At 46.1% G+C, this 24,526-nt stretch carries 26 protein-coding genes and 3 riboswitches; of the genes, 11 read left to right on the top strand and 15 right to left on the bottom strand.

Annotation, left to right across the window (positions count from 1 at the left end):
* Positions 1-7: 7 nt before the first annotated feature.
* Positions 8-1,138: a response regulator aspartate phosphatase gene (locus tag MST20_RS02900; protein ID WP_243940009.1), complete on the top strand. Its 1,131-nt coding sequence runs from the start codon at positions 8-10 to the stop codon at positions 1,136-1,138.
* Positions 1,128-1,253: a hypothetical protein gene (locus MST20_RS21130; protein ID WP_279599832.1), complete on the top strand. Its 126-nt coding sequence runs from the start codon at positions 1,128-1,130 to the stop codon at positions 1,251-1,253. Before MST20_RS02900 ends, MST20_RS21130 begins: the two co-directional genes overlap by 11 nt.
* Positions 1,254-1,918: 665 nt before the next feature.
* Here MST20_RS21130 and queF read toward each other — a convergent pair.
* From queF to MST20_RS02875, 5 genes are all read right to left on the bottom strand, one after another.
* Complete coding sequence (queF, locus tag MST20_RS02895; RefSeq protein ID WP_009328607.1) at positions 1,919-2,416, bottom strand: preQ(1) synthase; 498 nt, start codon at positions 2,414-2,416, stop codon at positions 1,919-1,921.
* Between the two features lie 21 nt (positions 2,417-2,437).
* On the bottom strand, positions 2,438-3,169 hold the full coding sequence (gene queE, locus MST20_RS02890) for a 7-carboxy-7-deazaguanine synthase QueE (RefSeq protein WP_165426850.1): 732 nt from the start codon (positions 3,167-3,169) through the stop codon (positions 2,438-2,440).
* Positions 3,162-3,602: a 6-carboxytetrahydropterin synthase QueD gene (gene queD / locus MST20_RS02885; RefSeq protein ID WP_243940007.1), complete on the bottom strand. Its 441-nt coding sequence runs from the start codon at positions 3,600-3,602 to the stop codon at positions 3,162-3,164. The genes queE and queD overlap by 8 nt, the downstream gene beginning before the upstream one ends.
* 2 nt (positions 3,603-3,604) lie before the next feature.
* Complete coding sequence (queC, locus tag MST20_RS02880; RefSeq protein WP_020451152.1) at positions 3,605-4,264, bottom strand: 7-cyano-7-deazaguanine synthase QueC; 660 nt, start codon at positions 4,262-4,264, stop codon at positions 3,605-3,607.
* 138 nt (positions 4,265-4,402) lie between these two features.
* Positions 4,403-4,447, bottom strand: a riboswitch (PreQ1 riboswitch).
* Positions 4,448-4,528: 81 nt separating this feature from the next.
* On the bottom strand, positions 4,529-5,566 hold the full coding sequence (locus tag MST20_RS02875; RefSeq protein ID WP_243940005.1) for a YkvI family membrane protein: 1,038 nt from the start codon (positions 5,564-5,566) through the stop codon (positions 4,529-4,531).
* A gap of 221 nt (positions 5,567-5,787) precedes the next feature.
* Here MST20_RS02875 and MST20_RS02870 point away from each other — a divergent pair, with 221 nt between their 5' ends.
* The 3 genes from MST20_RS02870 to motB all read left to right on the top strand — a co-directional run bounded on the left by MST20_RS02870 (position 5,788) and on the right by motB (position 9,658).
* Entirely contained in the window at positions 5,788-7,884 is a 2,097-nt protein-coding gene (locus MST20_RS02870) for an ATP-dependent Clp protease ATP-binding subunit (RefSeq protein ID WP_243940003.1), read from the top strand.
* Positions 7,885-8,082: 198 nt separating this feature from the next.
* Positions 8,083-8,886, top strand: coding sequence for a flagellar motor stator protein MotA (gene motA, locus MST20_RS02865; protein ID WP_020451149.1), 804 nt, complete (start codon positions 8,083-8,085; stop codon positions 8,884-8,886).
* The gene (motB, locus tag MST20_RS02860; protein WP_243940001.1) at positions 8,879-9,658 is read left to right on the top strand and encodes a flagellar motor protein MotB; all 780 of its coding nucleotides are present in this window, start codon (positions 8,879-8,881) and stop codon (positions 9,656-9,658) included. Before motA ends, motB begins: the two co-directional genes overlap by 8 nt.
* Positions 9,659-9,945: 287 nt before the next feature.
* Here motB and mhqR read toward each other — a convergent pair whose 3' ends face one another.
* Positions 9,946-10,401, bottom strand: coding sequence for a MarR family transcriptional regulator MhqR (gene mhqR / locus MST20_RS02855; protein WP_020451147.1), 456 nt, complete (start codon positions 10,399-10,401; stop codon positions 9,946-9,948).
* 237 nt (positions 10,402-10,638) lie between these two features.
* On the opposite strand from mhqR, the gene MST20_RS02850 reads away from it, so the two are divergent.
* The gene (locus MST20_RS02850) at positions 10,639-12,150 is read left to right on the top strand and encodes a PAS domain-containing sensor histidine kinase (protein ID WP_243939998.1); all 1,512 of its coding nucleotides are present in this window, start codon (positions 10,639-10,641) and stop codon (positions 12,148-12,150) included.
* A 58-nt stretch (positions 12,151-12,208) separates the two neighbouring features.
* On the opposite strand, the gene MST20_RS02845 is transcribed toward MST20_RS02850, so the two are convergent.
* Positions 12,209-12,451, bottom strand: coding sequence for an aspartyl-phosphate phosphatase Spo0E family protein (locus MST20_RS02845; RefSeq protein ID WP_075753135.1), 243 nt, complete (start codon positions 12,449-12,451; stop codon positions 12,209-12,211).
* A gap of 218 nt (positions 12,452-12,669) precedes the next feature.
* Here MST20_RS02845 and MST20_RS02840 point away from each other — a divergent pair, with 218 nt between their 5' ends.
* Together MST20_RS02840 and fosB are read left to right on the top strand one after the other, a co-directional pair.
* Entirely contained in the window at positions 12,670-12,987 is a 318-nt protein-coding gene (locus tag MST20_RS02840) for a YkvA family protein (protein ID WP_243939996.1), read from the top strand.
* Positions 12,974-13,438: a metallothiol transferase FosB gene (gene fosB, locus MST20_RS02835; RefSeq protein ID WP_165426845.1), complete on the top strand. Its 465-nt coding sequence runs from the start codon at positions 12,974-12,976 to the stop codon at positions 13,436-13,438. The genes MST20_RS02840 and fosB overlap by 14 nt, the downstream gene beginning before the upstream one ends.
* A 27-nt stretch (positions 13,439-13,465) precedes the next feature.
* On the opposite strand, the gene MST20_RS02830 is transcribed toward fosB, so the two are convergent.
* From MST20_RS02830 to MST20_RS02810, 5 genes are all read right to left on the bottom strand, one after another.
* Complete coding sequence (locus MST20_RS02830) at positions 13,466-14,002, bottom strand: 1,2-dihydroxy-3-keto-5-methylthiopentene dioxygenase (protein ID WP_165426844.1); 537 nt, start codon at positions 14,000-14,002, stop codon at positions 13,466-13,468.
* A gap of 19 nt (positions 14,003-14,021) precedes the next feature.
* On the bottom strand, positions 14,022-14,645 hold the full coding sequence (locus tag MST20_RS02825; RefSeq protein WP_243939994.1) for a methylthioribulose 1-phosphate dehydratase: 624 nt from the start codon (positions 14,643-14,645) through the stop codon (positions 14,022-14,024).
* The gene (mtnX, locus tag MST20_RS02820) at positions 14,606-15,304 is read right to left on the bottom strand and encodes a 2-hydroxy-3-keto-5-methylthiopentenyl-1-phosphate phosphatase (RefSeq protein WP_243939991.1); all 699 of its coding nucleotides are present in this window, start codon (positions 15,302-15,304) and stop codon (positions 14,606-14,608) included. Before mtnX ends, MST20_RS02825 begins: the two co-directional genes overlap by 40 nt.
* Positions 15,301-16,518, bottom strand: a complete 1,218-nt coding sequence (mtnW, locus tag MST20_RS02815; protein WP_243939989.1) for a 2,3-diketo-5-methylthiopentyl-1-phosphate enolase — start codon at positions 16,516-16,518, stop codon at positions 15,301-15,303. Before mtnW ends, mtnX begins: the two co-directional genes overlap by 4 nt.
* A gap of 84 nt (positions 16,519-16,602) precedes the next feature.
* Positions 16,603-16,702, bottom strand: a riboswitch (SAM riboswitch).
* Between the two features lie 49 nt (positions 16,703-16,751).
* Complete coding sequence (locus tag MST20_RS02810) at positions 16,752-17,942, bottom strand: pyridoxal phosphate-dependent aminotransferase (protein ID WP_243939987.1); 1,191 nt, start codon at positions 17,940-17,942, stop codon at positions 16,752-16,754.
* A 95-nt stretch (positions 17,943-18,037) separates the two neighbouring features.
* Here MST20_RS02810 and MST20_RS02805 point away from each other — a divergent pair, with 95 nt between their 5' ends.
* The 3 genes from MST20_RS02805 to mtnA all read left to right on the top strand — a co-directional run bounded on the left by MST20_RS02805 (position 18,038) and on the right by mtnA (position 21,390).
* A complete protein-coding gene (locus MST20_RS02805) occupies positions 18,038-18,817 on the top strand; it encodes a carbon-nitrogen family hydrolase (RefSeq protein WP_243939985.1) in 780 nt (259 codons plus the stop codon).
* A gap of 83 nt (positions 18,818-18,900) precedes the next feature.
* A riboswitch (SAM riboswitch) is annotated at positions 18,901-19,044 on the top strand.
* Positions 19,045-19,126: 82 nt separating this feature from the next.
* Positions 19,127-20,323 carry an S-methyl-5-thioribose kinase gene (mtnK, locus tag MST20_RS02800; protein WP_243939984.1) on the top strand — a complete coding sequence of 399 codons (1,197 nt, stop codon included), beginning with the start codon at positions 19,127-19,129 and terminating at the stop codon, positions 20,321-20,323.
* A gap of 5 nt (positions 20,324-20,328) precedes the next feature.
* Positions 20,329-21,390, top strand: a complete 1,062-nt coding sequence (mtnA, locus tag MST20_RS02795) for an S-methyl-5-thioribose-1-phosphate isomerase (RefSeq protein ID WP_243939982.1) — start codon at positions 20,329-20,331, stop codon at positions 21,388-21,390.
* A gap of 7 nt (positions 21,391-21,397) precedes the next feature.
* Here the strand turns inward: mtnA and MST20_RS02790 are convergent, their stop codons facing one another.
* The 3 genes from MST20_RS02790 to MST20_RS02780 form a co-directional block, all read right to left on the bottom strand.
* Positions 21,398-21,511: a hypothetical protein gene (locus MST20_RS02790; protein WP_003181063.1), complete on the bottom strand. Its 114-nt coding sequence runs from the start codon at positions 21,509-21,511 to the stop codon at positions 21,398-21,400.
* A 91-nt stretch (positions 21,512-21,602) separates the two neighbouring features.
* Positions 21,603-22,100, bottom strand: coding sequence for a methylated-DNA--[protein]-cysteine S-methyltransferase (locus MST20_RS02785; protein ID WP_347880851.1), 498 nt, complete (start codon positions 22,098-22,100; stop codon positions 21,603-21,605).
* A 7-nt stretch (positions 22,101-22,107) separates the two neighbouring features.
* Positions 22,108-24,318, bottom strand: coding sequence for a PAS domain-containing sensor histidine kinase (locus MST20_RS02780; RefSeq protein ID WP_243939980.1), 2,211 nt, complete (start codon positions 24,316-24,318; stop codon positions 22,108-22,110).
* Positions 24,319-24,526: the final 208 nt, after the last annotated feature.

The raw sequence follows: 24,526 nt of genomic DNA, 5'->3' as shown, positions 1-24,526 counted from the left end.
GGTGGAAGTGAAACAGTTAATACCCTCGTCAAAAGTCGGAGTGAAAATCCACGAATGGTATAAAATGATAAGAGAGTTTAGTGTACCGGATGCAGAGGCTTTAAAAGAAGAAATAGAGAAGGAAATTAATCAAATGGAAGAGGATCAGGACTTACTCCTTTACTATCAGTTGATGTGTTTTAGACATCAATTAATGTTAGAATATTTAGAATCTACTAACAAAAGAAAACAGGGACGATCAATCCATGAATTGTTGACCCAAATCGAGGAGCCTCGAGGAGATTTAAATGACCTCCTTAGTTACTACTCATTTTTCTTTAGGGGCATGTATGAATTTGAGAAAAAACAGTACATCAAAGCGATAGAGTTTTATCGAAACGCAGAAAAACAGTTGTCTCTCATTACGGATGTTATAGAACAAGCCGAGTTTCACTTTAAAATGGCTGAAGTATACTACATCATGAAACAGACTCATGTATCCATGTATCATATATTGAGGGCCTTTAAAATATACAATAATCATGAACTCTACACAGTCCGTAAAATCCAATGTTTATTTGTTATCGCGGGTAACTATGACGATTTAATGTGCCACAACAAAGCCTTGCCTCACTTGGAAAACGCACTTCAATTAGCGATAGAGATCGACAATAAAAGGCTCATTAGTTCTGCCTATTTTAATATAGCCGACTGTCATGAATGTATGGGGGACATTGATGCAGCAGTTGAATATGCTGAAAAAGCCGTAGAGATTAACCTAAAAGAAGAATATAATAACCTACCACAATCATTATATTACTTTACTCAACTTCTTTTTAAACAGAAAAACTACGGGCGCGCAATCGAGATATTTCGTATTGGTAGACAAACAGCTCGAAAATTCAATGATACCCTATTCACTTCACTATTTGAATATCTCGAGGCGTTATATATCTATTCTGTGAATAAAGAAGAGATTTTAGAGGTATTTAAATACTTGGAAGAGAATAAAATATTTGCATACATAGAAGAGCTTTCGCTTGAAGTCTCCAACCAATACCTTGAAAGAAAAGACCACAGAAACTCAATCGAGTTCCTTCAAAAAATGATGTATGCGCAAACACAAATTAAAAAAGGGGAGTGTCTCTATGAGTATTAAAAAGCTCGTTATTCCCATTTTAGCCGCCGCGGTATTAACGATGGGTATTAGCGCTGTTTCAGCAACCGACCAGTCTGACGGCGTATATCAAATCGCTACCCGTAAGCAAACGTAAGAAACGCCCCGCATTGGGGCGCTTTTTCATGTCTACAGTTTCTTAACGTTAAACATCGTAATAAACTTCTTATCAGTTGTCGATAAAATACGGTAAGATTAACGTATACCATTCCGGCTCAGTGCCAACCTTCCTTTAAAAACCTCCACAAATTCTTCAACGCTCCTCCCGTCTATAACGATCGATTTTTTCTTTCGTAAGCCCTCCAACATCTTCACGTTACATATTTGTGTGTAAACGTCAGAATGAGACATGCCCTTGACACTATGTTTTAATCGCCGCTCTTCGTCTCTCCTGTATATACCTCCCATCCCCTCCTCAAAGTCAGAATAACTAAATTTTTTGTTTAAAGAAAAAAACAGAAAACATCCTTTTTAACAGGAGGACAAAGCTATATTTTTTCACGAATAAATGAACAAACAAGACTAAAAACAGATAAATACCGAACGCTAGAGCATTCGCAGTTAACGACGAACTGACAAGCGGAGACGTTAACGAGGCGAGTGACGACGAAGTTTCCTCCTCTTTACCTTTCAATTAACAATTCGAATCGTATTTCATATACCCGGACTAGTATTCGACCAATACGCTGTAATTGTTCGTGGAAATTTCGAACAAAAAAGACGCGTAACAGTACGCGTCTCGGTCACACATCGATGCACCACTTACCGATTATCAATCGTCTCCGGATACAGATCATGGTTCATCATCCGATACTCGGCCATTTTTTCATACTTTGTGCCGGGCTTGCCGTAGTTGGTGTACGGGTCGATTGAGATTCCGCCCCTCGGTGTGAATTTGCCCCAGACTTCGATGTAGCGCGGGTCCATCAGCTCAATTAAATCGTTCATGATGATGTTCATGCAGTCTTCATGAAAATCGCCGTGATTTCGGAAACTGAAGAGATACAGTTTCAAAGACTTGCTTTCTACCATTTTTTTATCAGGGATGTAGCTGATATAGATCGTGGCAAAATCGGGCTGGCCGGTTTTCGGGCACAGGGATGTGAATTCAGGGCAGTTGAATTTCACGAAGTAATCTCTGTTTTCGTGTTTATTCGGGAAAGACTCAAGCACTTCCGGAGAATAGTCAAACAAATAATTGGTGCCTTGATTTCCAAGAAGGGTTACGCCTTCGAGTTCTGAATCTTTTCTTGTGGTCATCATTCATCTTCCTTTCTTCAATCAAACGCCTCGTTTGTTACCCCAGATCAGGGTGTGGAGCTGCGGGAGAACGCGGACGCGGTTCAATTCAGGGTCTCGCGTGACCGCTTCTACCAGCTGTTCATACTTTTGAAGCAGCCGTTCGACGAGCCGCTCTTGGTCTTCTGTATGAACGTCGTCATTTCCGACTTGGAGAAAGAACGGGACATCGGGATAACGCTGGTGAACTTGCTTTGCAAATTGAAGGTCTTCCGCCGTGAATATGACGACCTTCAAACTTGCCGCTGCCGCCCGGCCGTGCTCTTTCAGTTTTTCAACAATATGATCAAGTTTGTTAAAATCGGTTTTCATATTGGAGCTCGGCGGCTTTGGCGAAATTGTTAAATCATCGATTCCGGCAAACCAGTCTTGATAAAACGTCCCTTGCGTCTCAAGCGCTGTCTGTATACCGTTTTCTTTTAAAAGGGAAATCAGTCCGTCCAGCTGTTTTAAAAGCGCCGGGTTGCCTCCTGAAATCGTAACGTGGGAGAAGGCGTTTCCGCCGATGTCTTTAAGAGATTCGTATACTTCTTCCGCTGTCATCCATTTGATGTCTTTTTTCGCCGAACCGTCCCAGGTAAAAGCTGAATCGCACCAGCTGCACGAATAGTCGCAGCCGGCCGTTCTGACAAACATCGTCTTTTGCCCGATGACCATCCCCTCTCCCTGAACCGTCGGACCGAAAATTTCAAGTACGGGAATCGGCTTAGCCATGCTGAACACCCGGTTTCGGACGGTAGACGACATAGCTTGTCGGCGTTTCCCTGACAAACACCTGAACGCAATGCGGACGGTTTTTGAGATCTTTCAAATAAGCCTCTGTTTTATCGTAAATCGTTTTCGCCACCACTTCTGTCGAAGGGATCTGATCCGCGCTTTCACCCGAAAATTCCTGATGGTCATTTAAAAGCGTATGATCGTATTCCCCGTGGATCAATTTTTTAATGGTACTGAAGTTGACAAGGAATCCTGATTCATTCAATTCATCCCCGGCAATCGTGATATTGATTGTATACGTATGGCCGTGGACTCTGCTGCATGCGCCCGCATCCTCTCTCGGAATAAAATGCGCGGCTGACATCTGCATATCTTTATTTAGTTCAAAAGAGTAAGGATGGCTTGGTTGCGGGTAAATTTGTGTAAGCACTGTTAAGCTCGCTCCTTTTTCATTTTCATATATTCATTGTAGCCATTCGCTCGAAGCTTGCAGGCCGGGCATTCGCCGCAGCCGTCGGCAATGATTCCGTTGTAGCACGTCAGCGTCTCGTTTTTCACGAAATCAAGCGCATCAAGCTCATCGGCGAGCTCCCACGTTTCCGCCTTGTTCAGCCACATCAGCGGCGTGTGGATGACAAACGGGCGTTCCATCGCCAAGTTGACAGTGACATTGCAGGATTTGACGAACTCATCCCGGCAATCCGGATAGCCGCTAAAATCCGTCTCGCATACGCCTGTTATGATGTGCCGCGCGCCGACCTGGTAGGCGAGGATCGAAGCGAACGATAAAAACACGAGGTTGCGTCCCGGAACAAAAGTGGACGGAAGTTCGCCTTCTTTCGCCTCAATCTCGATATCATCCCTTGTCAAAGCATTCGGCGCGAGCTGATTTAACAGTTCCATATCAAGCAGATGATGCTTGACGCCAAGCTTTTCAGCGATCTTTTTCGCGACTTCGATTTCCTCCCGGTGCCGCTGATTATATTGGAAGGTGACCGCTTCCACCTCCTGAAATTGCCGAAGCGCCCACAAAAGGCAAGTCGTACTGTCCTGACCGCCGCTGAATACAACGATCGCTTTTTCCTGTTTCATAATTCCTCCTTCTCCGCTTTTCGTCAGCATTTCATAAAAGAAGAGATTCACTAATATTTAAACGAAAAAACACCTTTCTCTGTGAGAAAGGCGTTCTAGCAAAAAAACAATAAAAAAGGCCATACCCCAAGGATACAGCTTTCCTTAGTTTTTTATAGAGGGTTTTGCTAGAACCTCTCCCGCAGTTTCAAGCGGATTTTGTTTCAATTTTCCTTCGCCATCTTATCACAAATCGCACGTTTCGCCAAGTGCAATGCCTGCCATTCAACGCTCAGGCACCCTTTTGACGATCAAAAAGAAAATAAAGACGAGGCTCAGCTGGCCGAACAAGGGATAGATGGTCGATATCAGCTTTCCGTAGCCGATTTGTCCCGTCAAGTAGATTGTCAGCAGGATGAACATAAATACATACAGGCTTTTCATATGAAGATATTCATTAATCTGCTTTTCAAGACCATATAAATTGCCGATGACCGATGTGAAGACTTCCCCGAAAATGATAAACAGATAGATGATATGGACAGAATGCTGGACAATGAATACGACCTGCGCCATCGGAACTTCGTATAAAAGGACATCAGGCAATGTTGAAAGAGACAGAAAGCTCGCGATCAATACAAGGGTAAGCAGACACCCTCCGATTAATGCTCCTTTTATAATGAGCCGCTCAGATTTCAGTTCAGAAGCGATCGGCACGAGAACCGCCTGTGCGAGCGACAAATTAAAAGCGCCGTACGAAACAGCGGATAAAATCCAATCGGGTTTGGCCGCCGAGAATGCCGCCAAATTGTGGATCTCCGGCCCTCTGAAAATAAACGAATCAAACAGGACGATGACTGTGAACAGGAGCAGCAGCGGAACGACAATGACATTAACGCCGAATATCCCTTTGACGCCCTTCATCATGACAAACAGACTCAAGGCAATCGTCGCAATCATCCCCGCTTGGTTTGAAAAGCCGAGCTGCTCCTCAAATATCGCCCCCGCTCCGGACAGCATGACAGACGTCACCCCGAGCAAAATCACGAGCATGAAGACATTGACAAATTTCCCGAGCGTATGGCCGAATAAATATTGATTCAGCTCCTGATAAGATTTGGCATTGATTCTGACCGCAATCAGCATCATTTTTGTGCCGAGAAATGTAAACATCAGTCCGCTGATCAAAATTCCGGCCAATCCCGGCCAGCCGAATCTTAAAAAAAACTCAACGATTTCTCTTCCGGTTGCAAATCCGGCTCCCACGACGGTTCCTACATAAACAAATGCCAGCTGAAAGGCTGATCCTTGTGATTGACTCATACGACTCCTCCGTAAACGAATTCCCTTTCTACACCATATGAGCCATGTCCTTTAAAAAGAAGGACAACTTCTCATTCAGGAACAAAAAGGAAAAAGCATAGAACTTGAAAGTCAAAGAAGGTCAATGTATACTAATAGTCAGAAATGGTCAAACTGCAGACCATTTTTTTCAAAGTCAATTGGTCAAAAAAGGTCAAATTCAATAAAGGGGGTTTTGGCAAATGCGTTGTCAACATTGTCAAAAAAATGAGGCGACGATTCGCCTGAACATGCAAATCAACTTTACAAAAAAACAAATGGATTTATGTGAAGACTGCTATAAAGAGCTGACTCAGCCTTCTATGTTTTCAGGAAATCAATTTTTTGGCGGCGGAGGTTCTTTCTTCAGCCAGCCATCACAAGCGCAGACGCAAACCGCTGCCAAAAAAGGCTTGCTTGATGAGCTTGCCGTCAATTTAACGAATGCCGCAAAGACCGGTTTAGTCGATCCGGTGATCGGCCGCGATGATGAAGTGGCCCGTGTGATCGAAATTTTAAACCGCAGAAATAAAAACAACCCTGTCTTAATCGGTGAACCGGGCGTCGGTAAAACAGCCGTCGCTGAAGGACTTGCTCTCAAAATAGCCGAAGGCGATGTGCCAAATAAATTGAAAAACAAAGAACTTTACTTGCTTGATGTCGCTTCCCTCGTAGCCAACACCGGCATCAGAGGACAATTTGAAGAAAGAATGAAACAGCTGATGAAAGAGCTGAAAGAACGCAAAAACGCGGTTTTGTTTATTGACGAAATTCACCTTCTTGTCGGAGCCGGCTCTGCCGAAGGCTCGATGGACGCCGGCAACATTTTAAAACCTGCGCTTGCCAGAGGCGAACTGCAAGTCATCGGCGCTACGACATTGAAAGAATATCGCCAAATCGAAAAAGAAGCAGCGTTAGAGCGGCGCTTCCAGCCGATCATGGTGCATGAACCGACAATTGAGCAGACCGCGGCGATTTTAAACGGGCTGAAAGAAAAATACGAAGCGTATCACGATGTGACTTACACGGATGAAGCGATCAAAGCCTGCGTCGTTCTGTCCAGCCGCTATATTCAGGACCGTCATCTTCCCGACAAGGCGATCGACCTTTTGGATGAAGCCGGTTCAAAAGCGAACTTGAAAATCGACACGGTCAGCGGTGAACAAGCTTCCCAACGCCTGAAAGAAATCGAAGCGGAAAAAGCCAAAGCGCTGCAGGAAGAAAACTATGAGCTTGCAGCAAAGCTCCGCGATGAAGAAGAAGCGCTGCACAAAAAAATGGAAAACCATGCGGAAGAAAAACGGGCAACCGTTAAAGCTGAAGACATTCAAGCGATCATCGAACAAAAAACAGGCATTCCGGTCGGCAAGCTTCAGCACGACGATCAGAAGAAAATGAAAGAGCTTGAAGCGAACCTTTCAAGCCGCGTGATCGGTCAAAAAGAAGCGGTAAAAAAAGTGGCAAAAGCCGTCAAAAGAAGCCGCGCCGGCCTGAAATCAAAAAACAGGCCTGTCGGTTCATTCCTGTTCGTCGGCCCGACAGGTGTCGGTAAAACAGAACTTTCTAAAAGGCTTGCGGAAGAACTGTTCGGCACGAAGGATGCCGTCATCCGCCTCGATATGAGTGAATACATGGAAAAACACGCCGTATCGAAGCTGATCGGTTCGCCTCCTGGATATGTCGGCCACGAAGAAGCCGGACAACTCACCGAAAAAGTCCGGAGGAACCCGTACAGCATCGTTTTGCTTGATGAAATCGAAAAAGCCCATCCCGATGTCCAGCACATGTTCCTGCAAATCATGGAAGACGGACGTCTGACAGACAGCCAGGGACGGACGGTCAGCTTTAAAGATACTGTCATCATTATGACAAGTAATGCCGGAGTATCTGAAAAGCGGACAACCGTCGGTTTTAACCGGGAAGAACAAGTAATGGGCGAACAATCAATGATTGATTCCTTAAGCGGCTACTTTAAGCCGGAATTCCTGAACAGATTTGACAGCATCATCGAGTTCCAGCCGCTCGAAAAAGAAGATCTGATCAAGATCGTCGACCTCTTGCTGGAAGAGCTTGAAGAAGCGTTAAAAGAGCAAAACATGACGCTTGAAGTTTCAGATGAAGCAAAAGAAAAAATTGCTGAAATCGGATACCATCCGGCCTTCGGCGCCCGCCCATTAAGACGAACCATTCAAACAGCGGTCGAAGATCAAATGACCGATCTGCTGCTTGAAGAAGAACACATCAAAGGTTTTGCGGTTATCGTTGAAAACGATGAAATCTTGGTGAAACCAACCGCATAACACACACAACGGCCTCCAATTGCGGAGGCCGCTTTACATACAACGTAAGAATCACAAAAATTCTATTTTTTAACATTAAATAACCCTAAAGTCCCTTTTCACCATGATTTTGAAACAATTTAAGAAACACCCTAAAGTTCCTATCGCGCAACACCGATATTAACGATAGAAAAGTTAGTTAAAGGAATTGGTGAAAAAATGGACAAAACATCGTTAATTGGAATCATCTTAGCTATCATCGGAGTAGGTGTCGGCATGGTCATGAAAGGTGTCAGCCCTTCCGTTCTCGTCAATCCCGCGGCATGGCTGATCATCCTTGTCGGGACAATCGCAGCAGTTGTGATCGCTTTTCCAATCCGCGAGATCAAAAAGGTTCCCAAGCTCTTCGGCATCTTGTTTAAAGAGAAGAAGATGATCGAAATCAACGAATTGATCCCGATGTTTTCCGAGTGGGCGCAAATCGCAAGACGCGAAGGACTTCTCGCTTTGGAAGCAAATTTGAATGAGATCGATGATGAATTTTTGAAAAACGGCATGAGCATGGCAGTAGACGGCCAAAGTGCCGAATTTATCAGGGACGTTTTAACTGAAGAAGTTGAAGCAATGGAAGAAAGACATCAAGTCGGAGCGGGCATTTTTACCCAGGCGGGCACATACGCGCCGACACTCGGCGTTTTGGGCGCTGTTGTCGGACTGATCGCCGCGCTTGCGGATATGAGCGACACTGAAGCGCTTGGACATGCGATCAGCGCCGCTTTTGTCGCTACTCTTCTCGGGATCTTCACCGGATATGTACTATGGCATCCTTTTGCCAATAAATTAAAGCGGAAATCCAAACAGGAAGTCAAAGTCCGCGAAGTCATGATTGAAGGCATCCTTTCGATCTTGGAAGGCCAGGCGCCAAAAGTCATTGAACAAAAGCTTTTGATGTACGTCTCTCCAAGCGAACGCTCCAGCATCGTCATCCCAGAAGGAGACAAAGGAGACAGCAGCAATGGCTAGAAAAAAGAAGCACAAAAAAGACCATGAAGAACACGTGGATGAGTCTTGGCTCATCCCATATGCCGACCTGCTGACACTGCTTTTGGCCTTGTTCATCGTACTGTTTGCCATGAGCTCGATCGACGCCAAGAAGTTCGATATGCTGTCTAAATCATTCAATGCCGTATTTACCGGCGGAACAGGAATGATGGATTATTCCAGCTTCACTGAGCCGAAAACGAGCACAACCGAAGATGGAAAAAGCCCTGACCAGGCAAAAGATCTCACTCAAGATCAAAAAGAAAAAGACAAGCAGTCGCTGAAAAAAATTCAGGAGCAGGTCAACCGGTTTATTAAAGAGAAAAATCTTGAAAAACAGGTCAATACGAAGCTGACAGACGAAGGCCTCCTCCTATCCATCGAGGATAATATCTTTTTTGATTCCGGAAAAGCGGAGATCCGCCAGCAGGACATTCCGCTGGCCAAGGAAGTATCCGACCTTCTCGTCTTGAATCCGCCCCGCAATATCGTAATCAGCGGACATACGGACAATGTGCCGATTCGAAATTCTCAATTTAAATCAAATTGGCATTTAAGCGTGATGCGGGCTGTCAACTTCATGGGGCTTTTAATCGAAAATCCCAAGCTTGACGCCAAGATATTCAGCGCGAAAGGCTACGGGGAATTTAAACCGATCGCTTCAAATGACACCGAAGAAGGAAGAAGGAAAAACAGACGTGTTGAAATCCTCATCCTGCCGATCGGCCAGGAAAACCTGAATAAAAAAGAATAGGAAGCTGCCTTTTGGCAGCTTCCTTCAGATTGTTAATAAAATCCCAAAACGGCTCTTAGTTTTGGGATTTTTTCATCCTTTCAGCGTGACCCGCAACCCTTGCAGTCTAGGAAGGCCGAGCATCGGAAGCTGACTTTCACAGGAGGTGATGACGGCGGCGTTCAGGCAGGACGCCTGGGCGGTTAGCCGCCGATCCTTCACCTATTCGTGAGCACCGACGCGCAGGCCTGACAACGAATGCGAGGGTTTGTCGACACGCTGTAGGAAGCTGCCTTTTGGCAGCTTCCTTATTCTTTGCCCTTATAAATATTTCTTGCGTTCAGTCCGACTTTCTTCAGCATTTCGATGCAGGCTTCTTTCTCCTCATCGCTTAACACGCTGATCATGTGGTGAAGCTCTTCTGCATGACCCGGAAAAATCTTCTCCAGGAGCTTGGTGCCTTTATCTGTAATTTGCGCATAGGTCACCCTGCGATCGGTCGCACAGGCTCTTCTCGCGATCAGCTCCTTTTGCTCAAGCTTGTCAACCACATATGTAATACTCCCGCTCGCCAGAAGAATCTTATCCCCTATTTGCTGAAGGGGCTGATCCCCTTTATGATAAAGGAGTTCTAAAACAGCAAACTCGGTTGGATTCAGACCATGATGATGAATATGTTTATTCATATGATCATTAATGGATCTGTACGCTCGAGATAATACAATAAATAATTTCAAGGACTGTTCCTGTTCTCTATTACTCATATCTCTCATCTCCAAAGAAACAACTACAGGAAAACATTAATAAACTATGAGGAAAATGTCAACTGTTAACATTCAAACCATGTTATGATGAGTAGGAATCGAACATCAAATAGATATATCCGGAAATTCCCCGGTATTGTGTCCTATTTTCACGGTATTGGTTATCTTTTCTATAAATCGGCTCTCACTAGTGATATAATACCTCTATTCCTGTATCGATTGGGAGAGAGTAAAAATATGCGCAATTTGAAAAATCTATGGAAGAAAGTCAGGCTTTATTTGATCTTGGTGATGATCCCCGCCTTCATTATAAGCTTTTTTGTATACGAACAAGAACGAGAAAATATCACTGAAAAGCATCGTCAGACTGCGACTCTCATGCTCAATATTCACCGCAACCAAATCAACTACCTGATCGGCGAAACAGAAGCAAGGCTCAGCTCCCTTGCCACGGCCCTCAACCACCCTGTTAATGAGCAGCATATCAAACGAATCCTGACGGAAACGTATAAAAAAGAACCGCGTTTTTCGGCTTTATACCTTTTAAATAAAGACGGCGATGTCATGGTGAGCACGTCTCCCGTCAAAGAAAAAAAGAAGGTTTCGTACAAGAGCATTCTGCAAAAAGCGGAAAAATCAAAGAAATCCGTGATCACAGACGATATACATACAGTGTCGGACAGGCTGGAGCTGAATATTTTTACTCCTGTCTATGACAGCGAAGGAAGAACGACAAATTTTCTGCTGGCTTCGATCCGCGTCGATTATCTGAAAAATATCATGAACGTCCTGAGCCCTGAGCTTTATATCAAAATTCTCAATCAGAAGAATCAGATTGTCTTTACGGCAGGCCATTCTCCTCCTGAGAAGCCGGACGGCGGCACCGTCGATGCTTTTTTGGACCAGATCGACTGGAAGCTTGAAGTTTATCCTGAACCGGTCCAGCTTGATGAAATCGTTCACAGTCTTCTGCTGTCATTTTTAAGTATTTTCATTCTGCTGAATATTATGTTCCTCATGCTCCAGTATGTGCTGCTGAAGCGGCGGACCAAGCAGGAGCGCGCTCAAAATGAAGCGCAGAAGCTCGAATTAATCGGCACCCTTGCAGCGAGCACCGCTCATGAAATCAGAAACCCGCTGACAGGTATCAGCGGCTTTATCCAGCTCCTGCAAAAAAAATATCAATCAAAAGAAGATCAAATGTATTTCTCAATCATCGACCAGGAAATCCGGAGGATCAACCAGATTGTCAGCGAGTTTCTCGTGCTCGGAAAGCCGACGGCAGAGCAGTGGCAGCTTAACGCCATGAATGAAATGATTGACGAAATCATGCCGATTATTCATTCTGAGGCAAATTTATATAATGTGGAAGTGGAAGTTCAAGACTGCGGAGAAGACCCGGCTTATGTGTATTGTAAAAAAGATCATATTAAGCAGGTTGTCTTGAACGTCGCCAAAAATGCTCTTGAATCGATGAAAAACGGCGGAAAGCTGCTCATTCAAATCGAACATCATCAAGAGAAGGCGCAAATTATTGTGAAGGATATCGGAGAAGGCATTCCAAAAGAACTGATGGAGAGTATTTTCCAGCCTTTCGTCACGTCAAAGGAAAAAGGAACCGGACTCGGCCTTGTCGTGTGCAAGCGCATCATTTCCATGTACGGGGGAACCATTCAGATCGAAAGCGAACAGCATAAAGGAACGACTGTAACGATTACGCTGCCGATTTCTAAGGAACAGGTTGACTGAAGCTTCCCCGTTCCTGCAAAGAGCCTGCCTTCTGCGGCAGCTCTTTTTCGTTCATCCACTATGCCGTATATTTTTCAACGGTCAGACAGTCGATGCAACCTAAAAAATCTTGCAGCAGATTGTCCGACGCGTTTTCATTCATAGACAGTTTTTGATATTCATAGATTAATTGATCCAGCTCCTGGCTCCGCCTGATCGTTTCATCCCCTGTAAACCCATAGATTTCAGCGGCTTCAACCATCATTTGCCGCTTCTTGCTGATGGAAACGAGCAATGCTTCTTTTTCAACATAACTTTGCATACGCTTCACCCCTTACCGACATATCGTTTCTTAGAACCATCCAGATTTTGCGTACTTGAGCATTATTACAGATTATACTTATTTTGTAAACCTATTTTTCAAAAAATTATTTTGAAATCGAGTATAATAGATTTGTGGAATTAAAGGTGTAATACCCATCGATGAAATACGGCAAACACCTTTAAAAGAGTTCATGCGGATAAAAGGAGGTCTAAATGATGAAAAAACCAGTGTCAAGGCTCCGAATCATCTTTGCCGTGAAAGAAGCGTATTCAGGCTTCTTATTGTTTTTCAAGGCATTTAGAGCCTGGAGAAAGGGAGACTTCCCCTTATTCCCGAAAAAAACGATTTTACTGGCCGCGCTGGCATTGATTTATGTGCTGTCTCCGGTCGATTTGATTCCCGATGTTCTCGCAGGTGTCGGCTGGCTTGATGACGCGGCTGTGCTCGCTTTTCTATTCAGGCAAATTACTAAAGAGCTGGACGGGGTTGAAATCCATCTAACGGAAGGAATAAACGGCAATGGCAAACAATAATATTCTCGGTATCAATCATCTCTTGTTTTCGGTCTCTGACCTGTCCGCCTCTATTTCATTCTATGAAAAGGTGTTTGATGCCAAGTGGCTCGTAAAGGCCGAGAAAACCGCTTATTTTGACCTGAACGGCATCTGGCTCGCATTAAACGAAGAGAAAGACATTAAGAGACAGGAAATCCACGACTCTTACACCCATATCGCCTTTTCGATTCAACAGGAAGATTTGCCGTTCTGGGAAAAGAAATTACGCGATTTAGGTGTAAACGTGCTAAAGGGCAGAAAACGGCATGAAGGCGACAAAGATTCAATTTATTTCTCAGATCCGGACGGCCATAAGTTCGAGCTTCACACCGGCTCTGTGTTTGACCGTCTTCAATACTATCAAAATGAAAAACAGCATCTCTCCTTTCATGAAGGCCACATCAAGGCCCTTTATGACAGAAACAAATAAAAAAGCGTCCACGCGGACGCTTTTTCTTTATCGGCTTACACTCTCTTTCTCATAAATCGGCACCCAGCCCTCTGTCGTCACAAAGATTCTGACAGCCACGACTTTTCGGTCTTCCTGAAGCGTGAAATAATGGCGGGTGTTTTCAGGAACGGAGATCAAATCTCCCGGATTTAAGAGGACATCAAAAAATGTGCCGTCTTTTCCTTCGATCGCAAAGATGCCGTGGCCGCTGACGATAAATCTGACTTCATCGTCTGTATGATGATGCTCCTGTTTGAAATTTTTCAAGAGCTCATCGAGTTTCGGGTTTTGGTCGGAAAGCGAGATGACATCGCTCGCTTTATAGCCGCGGCGTTTTGAAATGTCTTTGATTTCAGCGGCAAAGACGTCTAAAATCTCCTGTTTCTCTTCATCTGTCAAATCGTATTTTTCTTTTAAGCCGGCCGGCAGCTTTGTGATATCCCACTTTTCATAAATGACCTCCTGCCCTTTTAGAAATTGTTCCACTTCTTCCTGCTTTTCAATGGTCGTGTTTTGTTCATCATGGATCCGAATTGTCGCCATGCTTTCTCCCCCTTTTTAATTAAACGTGGTAAGCCTGCAAAGCTTTCAGCTTTAAATGCCAGCTGAACAGAAATTCATACGCTTCTAGCATCCGCTTTGTCTCAAATGCCGTTTTTCCCCAGACGGTAATACCGTGGCTGCGAATCAGCACTGCGCCTGAATCGCCTGAAAGGTGTCCGGCAAAATCCGTCGCCAAATCCGGAATATGAGCGCTGTTTTCGATAATCGGGATCGTAACCTCCGCATTTTCCTCCCAAAGACCGAGCGCCTTTATGATTTCCTGGCCTCTGAATGTCACTTGCTTTTCTTTTGCGTAAAGCTCTGAGATGACATTGTTGTCAATCGTATGGACGTGAAGACAGCAGCCTGCGTTTGTATTTTGATAGACACGGGTGTGCAGCAGCGTCTCCGCCGACGGTTTCAGCGCATGTCCGGTCTCCGCCAGCCTCCCCTCTTCGTCCGCCAGCAGAAAATCCTCCGCGGACGCTTTTCGCTTATCTTTTCCGCTTGCTGTGATGAGAAATCGCAGCGGGTCTTCTGATACTTTGATTGACAGATTGCCGCTTGTCGCCGGGAACCAATCCCTTTCCGCAAGCTCTTTTTTTACCTCGGCAAGTTCGTGCCATTTTTGCTCAGGATCCATTCTTTCACCTCCGCGGTCTCTTCAAGTATTCGCTTTACATCGTGGAAATCGCCGAATTCCGCATGCTTCAGGCCGAGCCCCTCACATTCCCGCAGCAAATAATCGCGCGCGATGCACAAGTCGGAACATTTGGCAGCTTCAACATCTGTAACAGAGTCCCCGATCATGACAACAAAATCGTCCCGGCCTTTCAGCCGGCGGATGATGGAAGGTTTGCAGCAGCCGCATTCATTTCCGCAGCCGCCGTCACACGGATACGGCCAGCGGATCTCGATATTGCGTCCTGAGAAGCCGGCCTCATTGCAGTAAATGCGTTCCTTTTCGACAATTCCTTCAAGCAGAGGATAGACGAAAAAATCCATCCCTCCGCTCACAACGTAAAACTGAAGACTTTTCTCATCAAGAAAAGAGACCAATTCCTTAAACCCGGGGCGGATCTCGGCTTGTTTTAGTACATATGCCGTAATGTCTTCTTTCAGGCTTGTCGGCAGCAATTGAAACATTCTGCCGACTCCGTCCTTAATCGATATGTCCTTGGACAGAACCCCGTCTATTAAAGCGAGCCACTCTTCTGGTGCGAATTGTTTCATAATGCTGATGATGTTGTCGTTTGTTGTGATGGTTCCGTCAAAATCGCAAATGATAAGCGGCTGCCTCATACGGAAACCTCAACCCTTCCCCATTTTTCAAGGGCAAGCTTCAAATCGGGAGAACGCTTTGCTTTTTCTTCGACAGGCTCCGCTTCCAGGACAGCATCAATGATCGCCCGAAACGCTCTTCCTCCGCCTGCCGCTCCGTTTGGATGACCGTGAATCCCCCCGCCTGCGTTGATGATATGGTCAATGCCGAAATCTTTCATCAAGAGCGGCACCATGCCAGGGTGAATACCGGCCGACGGGACGGCGAATGTCGGTTTAAAAACGTCTTCCTTCGTGCATTCATCATAGACGGCAAGCGCATCCCGCTTCGGCAGAGCAACGCTTCCGTACGGAGAAGGGAACAGGCTGAAATCAGCACCCGCATACCGGTTCAGCTTGCCGAGCAAGAGCGAATGGGAAAAACCGTAATGCGGCGACGAAGTGAATGCGCCGCTTACTGCCGGGTGCGCCATGATCGGCAGCGGGATGTCGTCGTCTTCCGCAAGACTTTGCAAAACATCGAGCCCGTAGGCGAACACATTCAGCAGCAAAACATCGGCTCCGAGCTCGGCTGCTTTTCTCGCCTTCGATTTCAGCTCCATTGTCCTGCCCGTCAGGTTGACGGCATACAGCGTTTTGCGCCCTGTTTCTTCAAAAGCTGCCTGAAGCACTTTCTTTCCTTCCGTGATTCGTTTTTCAAAGGGTGCACTGCCTGTTTCGAATAAGATTTCATCGTCCTTGATCAAATCCACTCCGCCGAGCGCCTGCTGCCTCAGCTGTCCCTTCAAGTCTTCCATATCGCGGCCGATGACACCTTTAAAAATGCTCATCAGCAGCGGCCTTTCAAATTCGCCGATTTTTTTCCGGATTCCGTATACGCCGAATTTCGGACCCGGCAATGATTGTTTAAAAGACTGCGAAAACTCCAAATCCGCCAATTTGATTTTTCCGTCGAGAGACAGCTTTCCAAAAACAGTCGTCAGCACAGCGGGAATGTCGCTTGTAAAATTGGCTTCCGGATAAGCGATGGTGACCGTTGCCTGTTTTTCCCCAAGCGCGCTTTCTGTTTCTTCGACCTTGACGACGCGTCCTTTATGCTTTTTCAGCTGTTCCTGCTTTAAGAGCGGCAGATCTGTCCACGACCCGACCGTCAGTCCGATCGCGATTTGTTCGGCCCGCTTTTCTGCGTCACATCCTTGATCTGTCAAGACATATGTTGCCAAAAGTTCACTCATTCTGTAGCTCCTTCCTGCTTCATGCATATAAAAAAACCTCTTTTGCTGCTTTAGCTAAAAGAGGTTTCGCTTTTCAGGTTCGAATCCTTATCTCTCAGCGTCAGCTGCAAGAATTAGCACCGTGCTTAAAAAGTCGGTTGCCGGGCTTCATCGGGCTTGTCCCTCTGCCTGCTCTTGATAAGAATATTGATTTTATAAATTATTTTGAATTATCCCATCGTTTCTCCCGGTTGTCAATGACTGTGGGCGGTCTTTTTGAATATATTCAGCTTGGCAATACGCGAAGCCGCTTCCCGGAGCCGCTCTTCGCTTGTCAAGAGGCCGACTCTCACATACCCTTCTCCGTGTTTGCCGAAGCCGATGCCGGGCGCTGTGACGACATTCGCTTTTTCGAGAAGCAGATCGGAAAAAGCCTCGGATGTATACCCTTCAGGGACAGGCATCCAGGCGAAAAAAGAACCTTGCGGAGCATCCGCGTGCCAGCCGATTTCGCGGACCGCACGAATCCATACATCCCGCCTCTTTTCGTAGCGCTCATTTTGCTCCTTGACACACGCTTGGTCTGATAGAAGCGCGGCTGCCGCGGCGTCTTGGACCGCTTTAAAAAGGCTGACATACATATGGTCCTGATAAAGGTTCAGCGCTTCGATCACAGAGGCGTTGCCAACTGCAAACCCGACCCGCCATCCAGCCATATTATACGTTTTGGAAAGCGTATAAATTTCGATTCCTGTGTCTTTTGCCCCCGCCGTTTCGAGAAAGCTGACAGGTCTCTTGCCGTCGTAGCCGATCGCACCGTAGGCAAAATCGTGGACGACGCAAATCCCGTTCGACTTGGCAAACCGGACGGTCTCTTCGAAAAAAACAGGTGTGGCTTGGGCGCCGGTCGGATTGTTCGGATAATTTAAATACATGAGCTTCGCATTTTCTTTCACTTCCTTCGGAATCCGGCTGTAGTCAGGCAGAAACTGATTGTCCGCTGTAAGCGGCATCGTTTCCATGTTCGCTCTTGCCAGCTCAACGCCCGACCAGTAGTCGGGATAGCCGGGATCGGGAACGAGCACGGCATCCCCCGGATTTAACAAACATTGCGGAAGCTCGACAAGACCGGCTTTTCCGCCGAACAATACAGCGACTTCGCGTTCGGGATCGAGCTCTACGCCGTATTCCCTTTGATAGAACGCGGCTGCCGCCTCCTTGAGTGAACGGCTGCCGCGAAACGAAGAATACTGATGGTTTTCAGGGTTGCGGACGGCTTGCACCATTGTATCAACGATGTGATCCGGTGTCGGCTGATCGGGATTCCCCTGGCCGAGATTGATCACATCATGGCCGGCGGCGATTTTTTCATTCACCTTTTTCACCAAGGAAGCGAAAAACTGCTCAGGGAGCTGTTTCAGCACATCTGAAAGCTCAAATTTCATATGATTCACCCGCTTTTGAAAAATTCTTGAAATGATAGTCCATCATCATATATTGTTAAATGTAAAATGTAAAGAAAAAAATGAGGTGATCCAGATTGAAGCTGACAATTTCATGCCTGCAATTCGATATCGCATACGGCAATCCTTCTGAAAATTTTAAAAAAGCGGAGCAGCTGATCGAACAGGAAAGCCGTAAGGCGGATGTCCTTCTCCTTCCCGAGCTGTGGACGACGGGTTATGATTTAAATAATCTCGGCTCCATCGCTGATGAAGAAGGCAGGCAAACGAAGAAATGGCTGCAGGAAACGGCAAAAGCAAACCGGGTCCATATCGTATGCGGCTCAGTCGCCGTTAAGAGAAAAAGCGGTGTGTACAATATCATGTACATCGCAGACAAAAACGGACATTTGATCAAAGAATACAGCAAAGTTCACCTTTTTCAGCTGATGGACGAACACCTCTATTTGTCAGCGGGCTCAGGCGACGGGAGCTTCGAGCTTGAAGGGATCCCGGCTGCGGGGTTTATCTGCTATGACATCCGTTTTCCGGAATGGATTAGAAAACATACGAAGGAAGGTGCGGGTATCATCTTTGTAACGGCGGAATGGCCGCTTGCCCGCCTCGATCACTGGCAAAGCCTTTTAAAAGCCAGAGCGATTGAAAATCAGTGCTTTGTCGCAGCCTGCAACCGAGCGGGAAAAGACCCGGCAAACGAATTTGCCGGCCACAGCATCATCATTGATCCGCTCGGCCGCACCCTCGCTGAAGCCGGGAGCGATGAAGCGGTCATCAGCGCCGAAATCGACCTTGGAGACATTGAAAAAACGCGGGGGGAAATTCCGGTTTTTGAGGACATTCGCAAAGATTTATATTAAAAAAGTGTTGACAAGAAAACTGAGATGCTGGTAACATTTTCAGCAACTGACCGAACTGAAATTTCAAAATTTTATATTGATTTCTCTTATCGAGAGTTGGGTGAAGGACTGGCCTTATGACCCCAACAGCAACCGACCGTAATACCATTGTGAAATGGGGCGCGAAATTTTGCGCCGCTAGGGCACGGTGCTAATTCCATCAGACTTTGAATTCTGAGAGATAAGAGAGGCGAACGCGACAAATCAGCCTCTTTCTCTCGATGAGAAAGAGGCTTTTTTATTGTTATCGACATTTAGGGGGAATCACACATGACCGTAACGAAAACCGCAGCATACGAAACTTTGACCGAAAGCTCAGCGGCCGCGCTGGCCGTCCGCCTTGGGCTTTTTCCAAGCAAAAGCACCTTGACATGCCGGGAAATCGGGGACGGAAACTTGAATCTCGTCTTCCGCGTGTATGACAAAGAGCAGCAAAAAGGGCTGATCATCAAGCAGGCGGTGCCTTATGCAAAAGTCGTCGGCGAAAGCTGGCCGCTGTCGCTTGACAGGGCGAGAATCGAAAGCAGTGCGCTGATCCGCCAAGCAGAGCATGTCCCGCACCTTGTCCCGAACGTGTACTATTCTGACACCGAGCTTGCCGTCACCGTATTGGAAGACCTTTCTCACTTGGAAATCGCCAGAAAAGGACTGATTGACGGGAAGGATTATCCGCACCTGTCGGAAGACATCGGAGAATTCCTAGGAAAAACGCATTTTTACTCGTCTGAATATGCGCTTGACCCAACGGTTAAAGGGCGGCTTGTGAAGCAGTTTACGAATCCGGATCTGTGCGATATTACAGAAAGCCTTGTGTTCACAGACCCTTTCTTTGACCATGAGACGAACGATTTCGAAGAAGAGCTTCGCGATGAAGCGGAAGATCTTTGGCGCAATGAAGCATTAAAAATTGAAGCGGCAAAACTGAAACAGCGCTTTTTGTCTGCGGAGGAAACGCTGATCCACGGCGACCTGCATACAGGCAGCATTTTCGCCAGTGAAGAAGCGGAAACGAAAATCATCGACCCTGAATTTGCGTTTTTCGGCCCGATCGGGTTTGACATTGGACAGTTTATCGCCAACCTGCTGCTACACGCGCTTTCCCGCGAAGAAAACAGGCGGGCTCCTTTATACCGCCATGTCGAGACCGTCTGGCATACGTTCAGCCGGACATTCAGCGAAGCATGGGAAAACGATGCTCTTGACGCTTGCAAAAATGAGAAAGGACGCCTTGAATCAGTCCTGAAACAGGCGTTTGAAGACGCAGCAGGCTTTGCCGGCTGCGAAATGATCCGCAGGACGATCGGCCTTGCCCATGTGGCGGACCTTGATACAATCGTTCCGTTTTCCCGGAGAATCAGCCAAAAAAAGCTCGCCCTTAAAATAGGCGCAGCATTCATAGAAAAACGCAGCGGTTTCCGGACGCCAAAAGACTTGATTGAAGCGTTTCGGAACGCGCTTAAGGAGTGAATGACATGCCTGAACAATTTGCGGTGCCCCGCTCTGTCGAATGGGAAGAAACATCGGTAAAAATCCTGAACCAGCAAAAGCTTCCCGAAAAGACGGAATACCTGCACCTCACAACAAAAGAAGACGTCTATGATGCGATCCAAACGCTGAAAGTGAGGGGTGCGCCTGCCATCGGCATTACAGCCGCATTTGGACTCGCCCTTAGCGCCCAAAGCATCGATACATCTGACGTTTCCGCGTTTCTGCTGGAACTCGGCAAAATCAAAGATGAACTCAGTCAGGCAAGGCCGACAGCCGTCAATTTATCCTGGGCTCTCAATCGGCTCGTAAAAAGTGCGGAGGACGCAAAATCGGTCAATGAAGCAAAAACAAATCTGATCCATGAAGCCATTCAGATCCAGGTTGAAGACGAAGAAACGTGCCGGCAAATCGGACAGAATGCACTGCATTTGTTCAAATCGGGTGACAGCATCATGACCATCTGCAACGCCGGCTCGATCGCGACTAGCAGGTACGGTACAGCCCTTTCCCCGTTTTATCTTGCCAAAACAAAGGATCTCGACCTTCATATTTATGCCTGTGAAACAAGACCTGTTCTGCAGGGTGCGCGCCTGACGGCGTGGGAGCTTATGCAGGGGGGAATTGACGTGACGCTGATTACAGACAGCATGGCCGCCCATACGATGAAAGAAAAAAACATTTCAGCCGTCATTGTCGGAGCGGACAGGATCGCAAAAAACGGAGATACAGCCAATAAAATCGGAACATACGGCTTGGCAATCCTCGCCAAAGCCTTTCAAATCCCGTTTTTCATCGCTGCTCCCCTGTCAACTTTTGACGTCTCGATTTCATGCGGCGGCGACATTCCGATTGAAGAACGCGATCCGGATGAAGTCAGACAGATAAACGGAACGCTAATAGCGCCGCAAGAGGTGCCAGTGTTCAACCCTGCTTTTGATATCACGCCGCACGATTTAATCTCTGGAATCATTACGGAAAAAGGGATTATCACAGACAGGTTTGAAGAAGAAATTGAAGCGCTGTTTTCCGCTGAAGCCCTTACTTGAGGCCGCTTTAGCGGATTTTAATCGATTTGATGATGTCTTTCTTCTGCTCTTCGGTCAACACGTGCAGCTTGACGAACAATTCCGCGTATCCTGCTATTTTTTTCGGGCGGTTCGTTTTCACTTATTCGTCCTCCTTTTTTACCAAGACCAACATTTTTAACTTAATAAAATTATATGTCGCTGACGAAAAAAAGAAACGGCGTGCTCGTATATTATTTTCCCTTATACGCAATATTTTCGATGTCGAGCAGCGCCGCTTTTTTATCCGTTTCATTTCCGGAGTACCCCGTCAAAGAACGATTTTTGCCGATGACACGGTGGCACGGGACCAAAATCGGCAGCGCATTTCTTTTATTGGCCTGGCCGATTGCGCGAACCGCTTTCGGATTCCCGACGGCGCACGCGATATCTAAATAGCTCCGTGATTCACCGTACGGGATCGACTGCAGCGCCTCCCACACTTTTTTCTGAAACGGGGTTCCATCCTGGCGGAGAGGAAGGGTGAACGTCTTCCGTTCCCCCCTGAAATATTCTTCGAGCTGGAGCTTTGCATCCTTCAACAATTCCGTTTCGGTCCGGCGAAGCTCCAGGCCGTCTTGTTGAAGCTGTTTTAGTTCATCTTTTTCAAATAGCAAATGTGTAATGTGGTTATTTTCCTCGACAATGTAAGCTTGTCCAAAAGGCGAGGTCATTTCAATATAAAAGCCCACGATGCGATTAAGCCTCCTCCTCATGATGCTGTCTGATCGGAAGAGTCAGGTGGAATGTCGTGCCTCTCCCTTCTTCACTTTCAACTTCAATTTTTCCATTATGCTCTTCAATAATTTTATAACTGACCATGAGCCCGAGTCCAGTGCCCCGTTCTTTTGTCGTGTAAAAAGGTTCGCCGAGCCTCTTCAATTTGTCTTCTGTCATACCGATTCCTTCGTCAGCAAGCGAGATAATGATATGGTCGTCTCCTTTCGGTTTGATCGACACATATACATTGCCGCCGTCAGGCATCACTTCGATTGCATTTTTCAAAATGTTGATAAATACCTGTTTCAGCTGATTCGGCTCGCAATAAATCAGCGGAATGCCGCCTTCGCACTTCAGATGCATCTGAACGTTGTCAAGGTTTGCCTGTGCGTGCAGCAAATCCATTGTGTCCTGCATGATTTTGACGATGTTTTTTTCTTCATACATAATCGCCTGCGGTTTTGCAAGGATGAGAAATTCCGTAATAATCGATTCAATCCTTTTGAGCTCTGATGTGATGACATTAAAGTAAAGCGCGTGATCCTCATTTTGGATGCTGCCTTTCAGCAGCTGGATAAATCCTTTTAACGCCGTCATCGGGTTGCGGATTTCGTGGGCAATTCCGGCTGCGAGTTCTCCGACGACATGAAGGGTATCAGACTTGCGGAGCCGTTCTTCAAGCTCTTTTCGTTCCGTCACGTCTCTGAGCATCGCCAAGTTCATGTTTTGAATGATGTTTCGCTTAAATGAAAATTCAAGAATCCGTTTTTGGTCGCTCAGCAGGAATGGAATATCATTATCCATTTCTTCAAAGGAAATCGTTTTAGCGGGAGAAGCAGCGTTTTCTATATGATAGCCGGAGATGACATCAAGAAGATTGGACGTTTTCAGCTGTTCAAGAGGGGTGCTGAGAATTTTTCCGGCAAGGGGGTTCGCATCGATAATGTCGTACTGGTTGTTGAAAAGAACGATTCCGTCCATTGATCCGTTGAATACTTTTCTGAACTTCAATTCGCTTTCCCGCAATTCTTTTTCCATTCGTTTTCTGTCGCTGACATTCCTCAAAATGGTTAAGTCCTGGCTGTCGAACATGATCCGTTTTGATGTGAACTCAAGCTCTTTATATTGTCCGTTTGCCATACGAAACAGCAGTTCCGCCCGGATTTCCCCTTTTTGATCGTACTGCTTTTGGATAGCATGATACCGCTGATTGGTTTGGTCAATAAAATCGGTCATCTTCTTGTTGAGAAGCTGACCCATCGGCAGTTCGAAGATTTTGCAGGCCGACTGGTTCGCTTTGACGATGCGGCCTTCGTTATTCATCAGGATGATGGCATCCATCGCATTTTCAAAGACTTCCCTAAAGCGTTCTTCGCTTTTAAACAGCTGTTTTTCCATTGAGCGCTTCTCGGTAATATCCCTCATAATCGACATATAAAAGCCGTTTAAAATATTCGAGGTTATCGTCAGCTCAAACAGCCGGTCTTCTCCTGATCTGAGCCGGACAGGAAGTTCCCCTTTTGCTTTCCCTCTTCTGAAAAGAGCGTTCCAGATTTTATCGAGCCGCCCCTTGTTTTCAGGGGATACGAATTGAGACAGCTTCAGTTTTGAAAGCTCTGTTTTTTCAATTTCGAAACTCTGGCAAAACGAATGGTTCGCATCGATGAAACAGCCTTGTTTATCAAAGATGACGATTCCTTCAACCGCGCGGTGAAACAAATCTTTAAACAGCTTTTCATTAATGGTGCGCTCCCGCTCCAATATTTTTTTCGACGAAATGTCTCTCATGACGACAAAAAAGCAGTCCTCACCGATTCCTTTGCTTGCAGTAAACTCGATATATTTGACAGATCCGTTGTCAAGCCTGATGGCCACTTCCTTTTTCGCATATCCCCGCTCCAAAAAGCGGTGGATGTTCTGATTTAGTTCATCCGGCGGAACGGCGTGCAGAAAATCGAGCGCCGACCGGTTCAGCAAATTCTTTTTTTGGCTTTGGAGAATCTTGCAGGCAGCATCATTCGCCTGGATGATGTTCATCTGTTTATCCAATATAAAAATAGCGTCCAGCGTCCCGTTAAACAGCAGTTCATACTGATACAAATCCGCTTTCAGCTTGGCGTTTTCTTTCTTCAGTCTGTTCAGCTGGTTTTGCAGATTTAAGGATTCATTCAAATCAAGAGTTTCCTCCATTTATTACACTCCTTCTTGAAAACCTGTCCTCCAATTATTCTACAAACCGGAAAATCTTCCTTCATTTGTTTCGAACTTTTACAACCTTTCCGCCTATTTTACAGGAAGATGACGATATAAAAGTTCCTTACTGTTCAATTACAGCGGCCTAACAATAAGACTTAATGCATAGGAAAACACATGCTTTCTATTTTAAAATTTTAAAATG

This window comes from Bacillus sp. B19-2 (genome assembly GCF_022832475.1).
Taxonomy (GTDB): Bacteria; Bacillota; Bacilli; order Bacillales; family Bacillaceae; genus Bacillus; species Bacillus paralicheniformis.
This window is presented reverse-complemented; position numbering and strand designations above follow the sequence as displayed.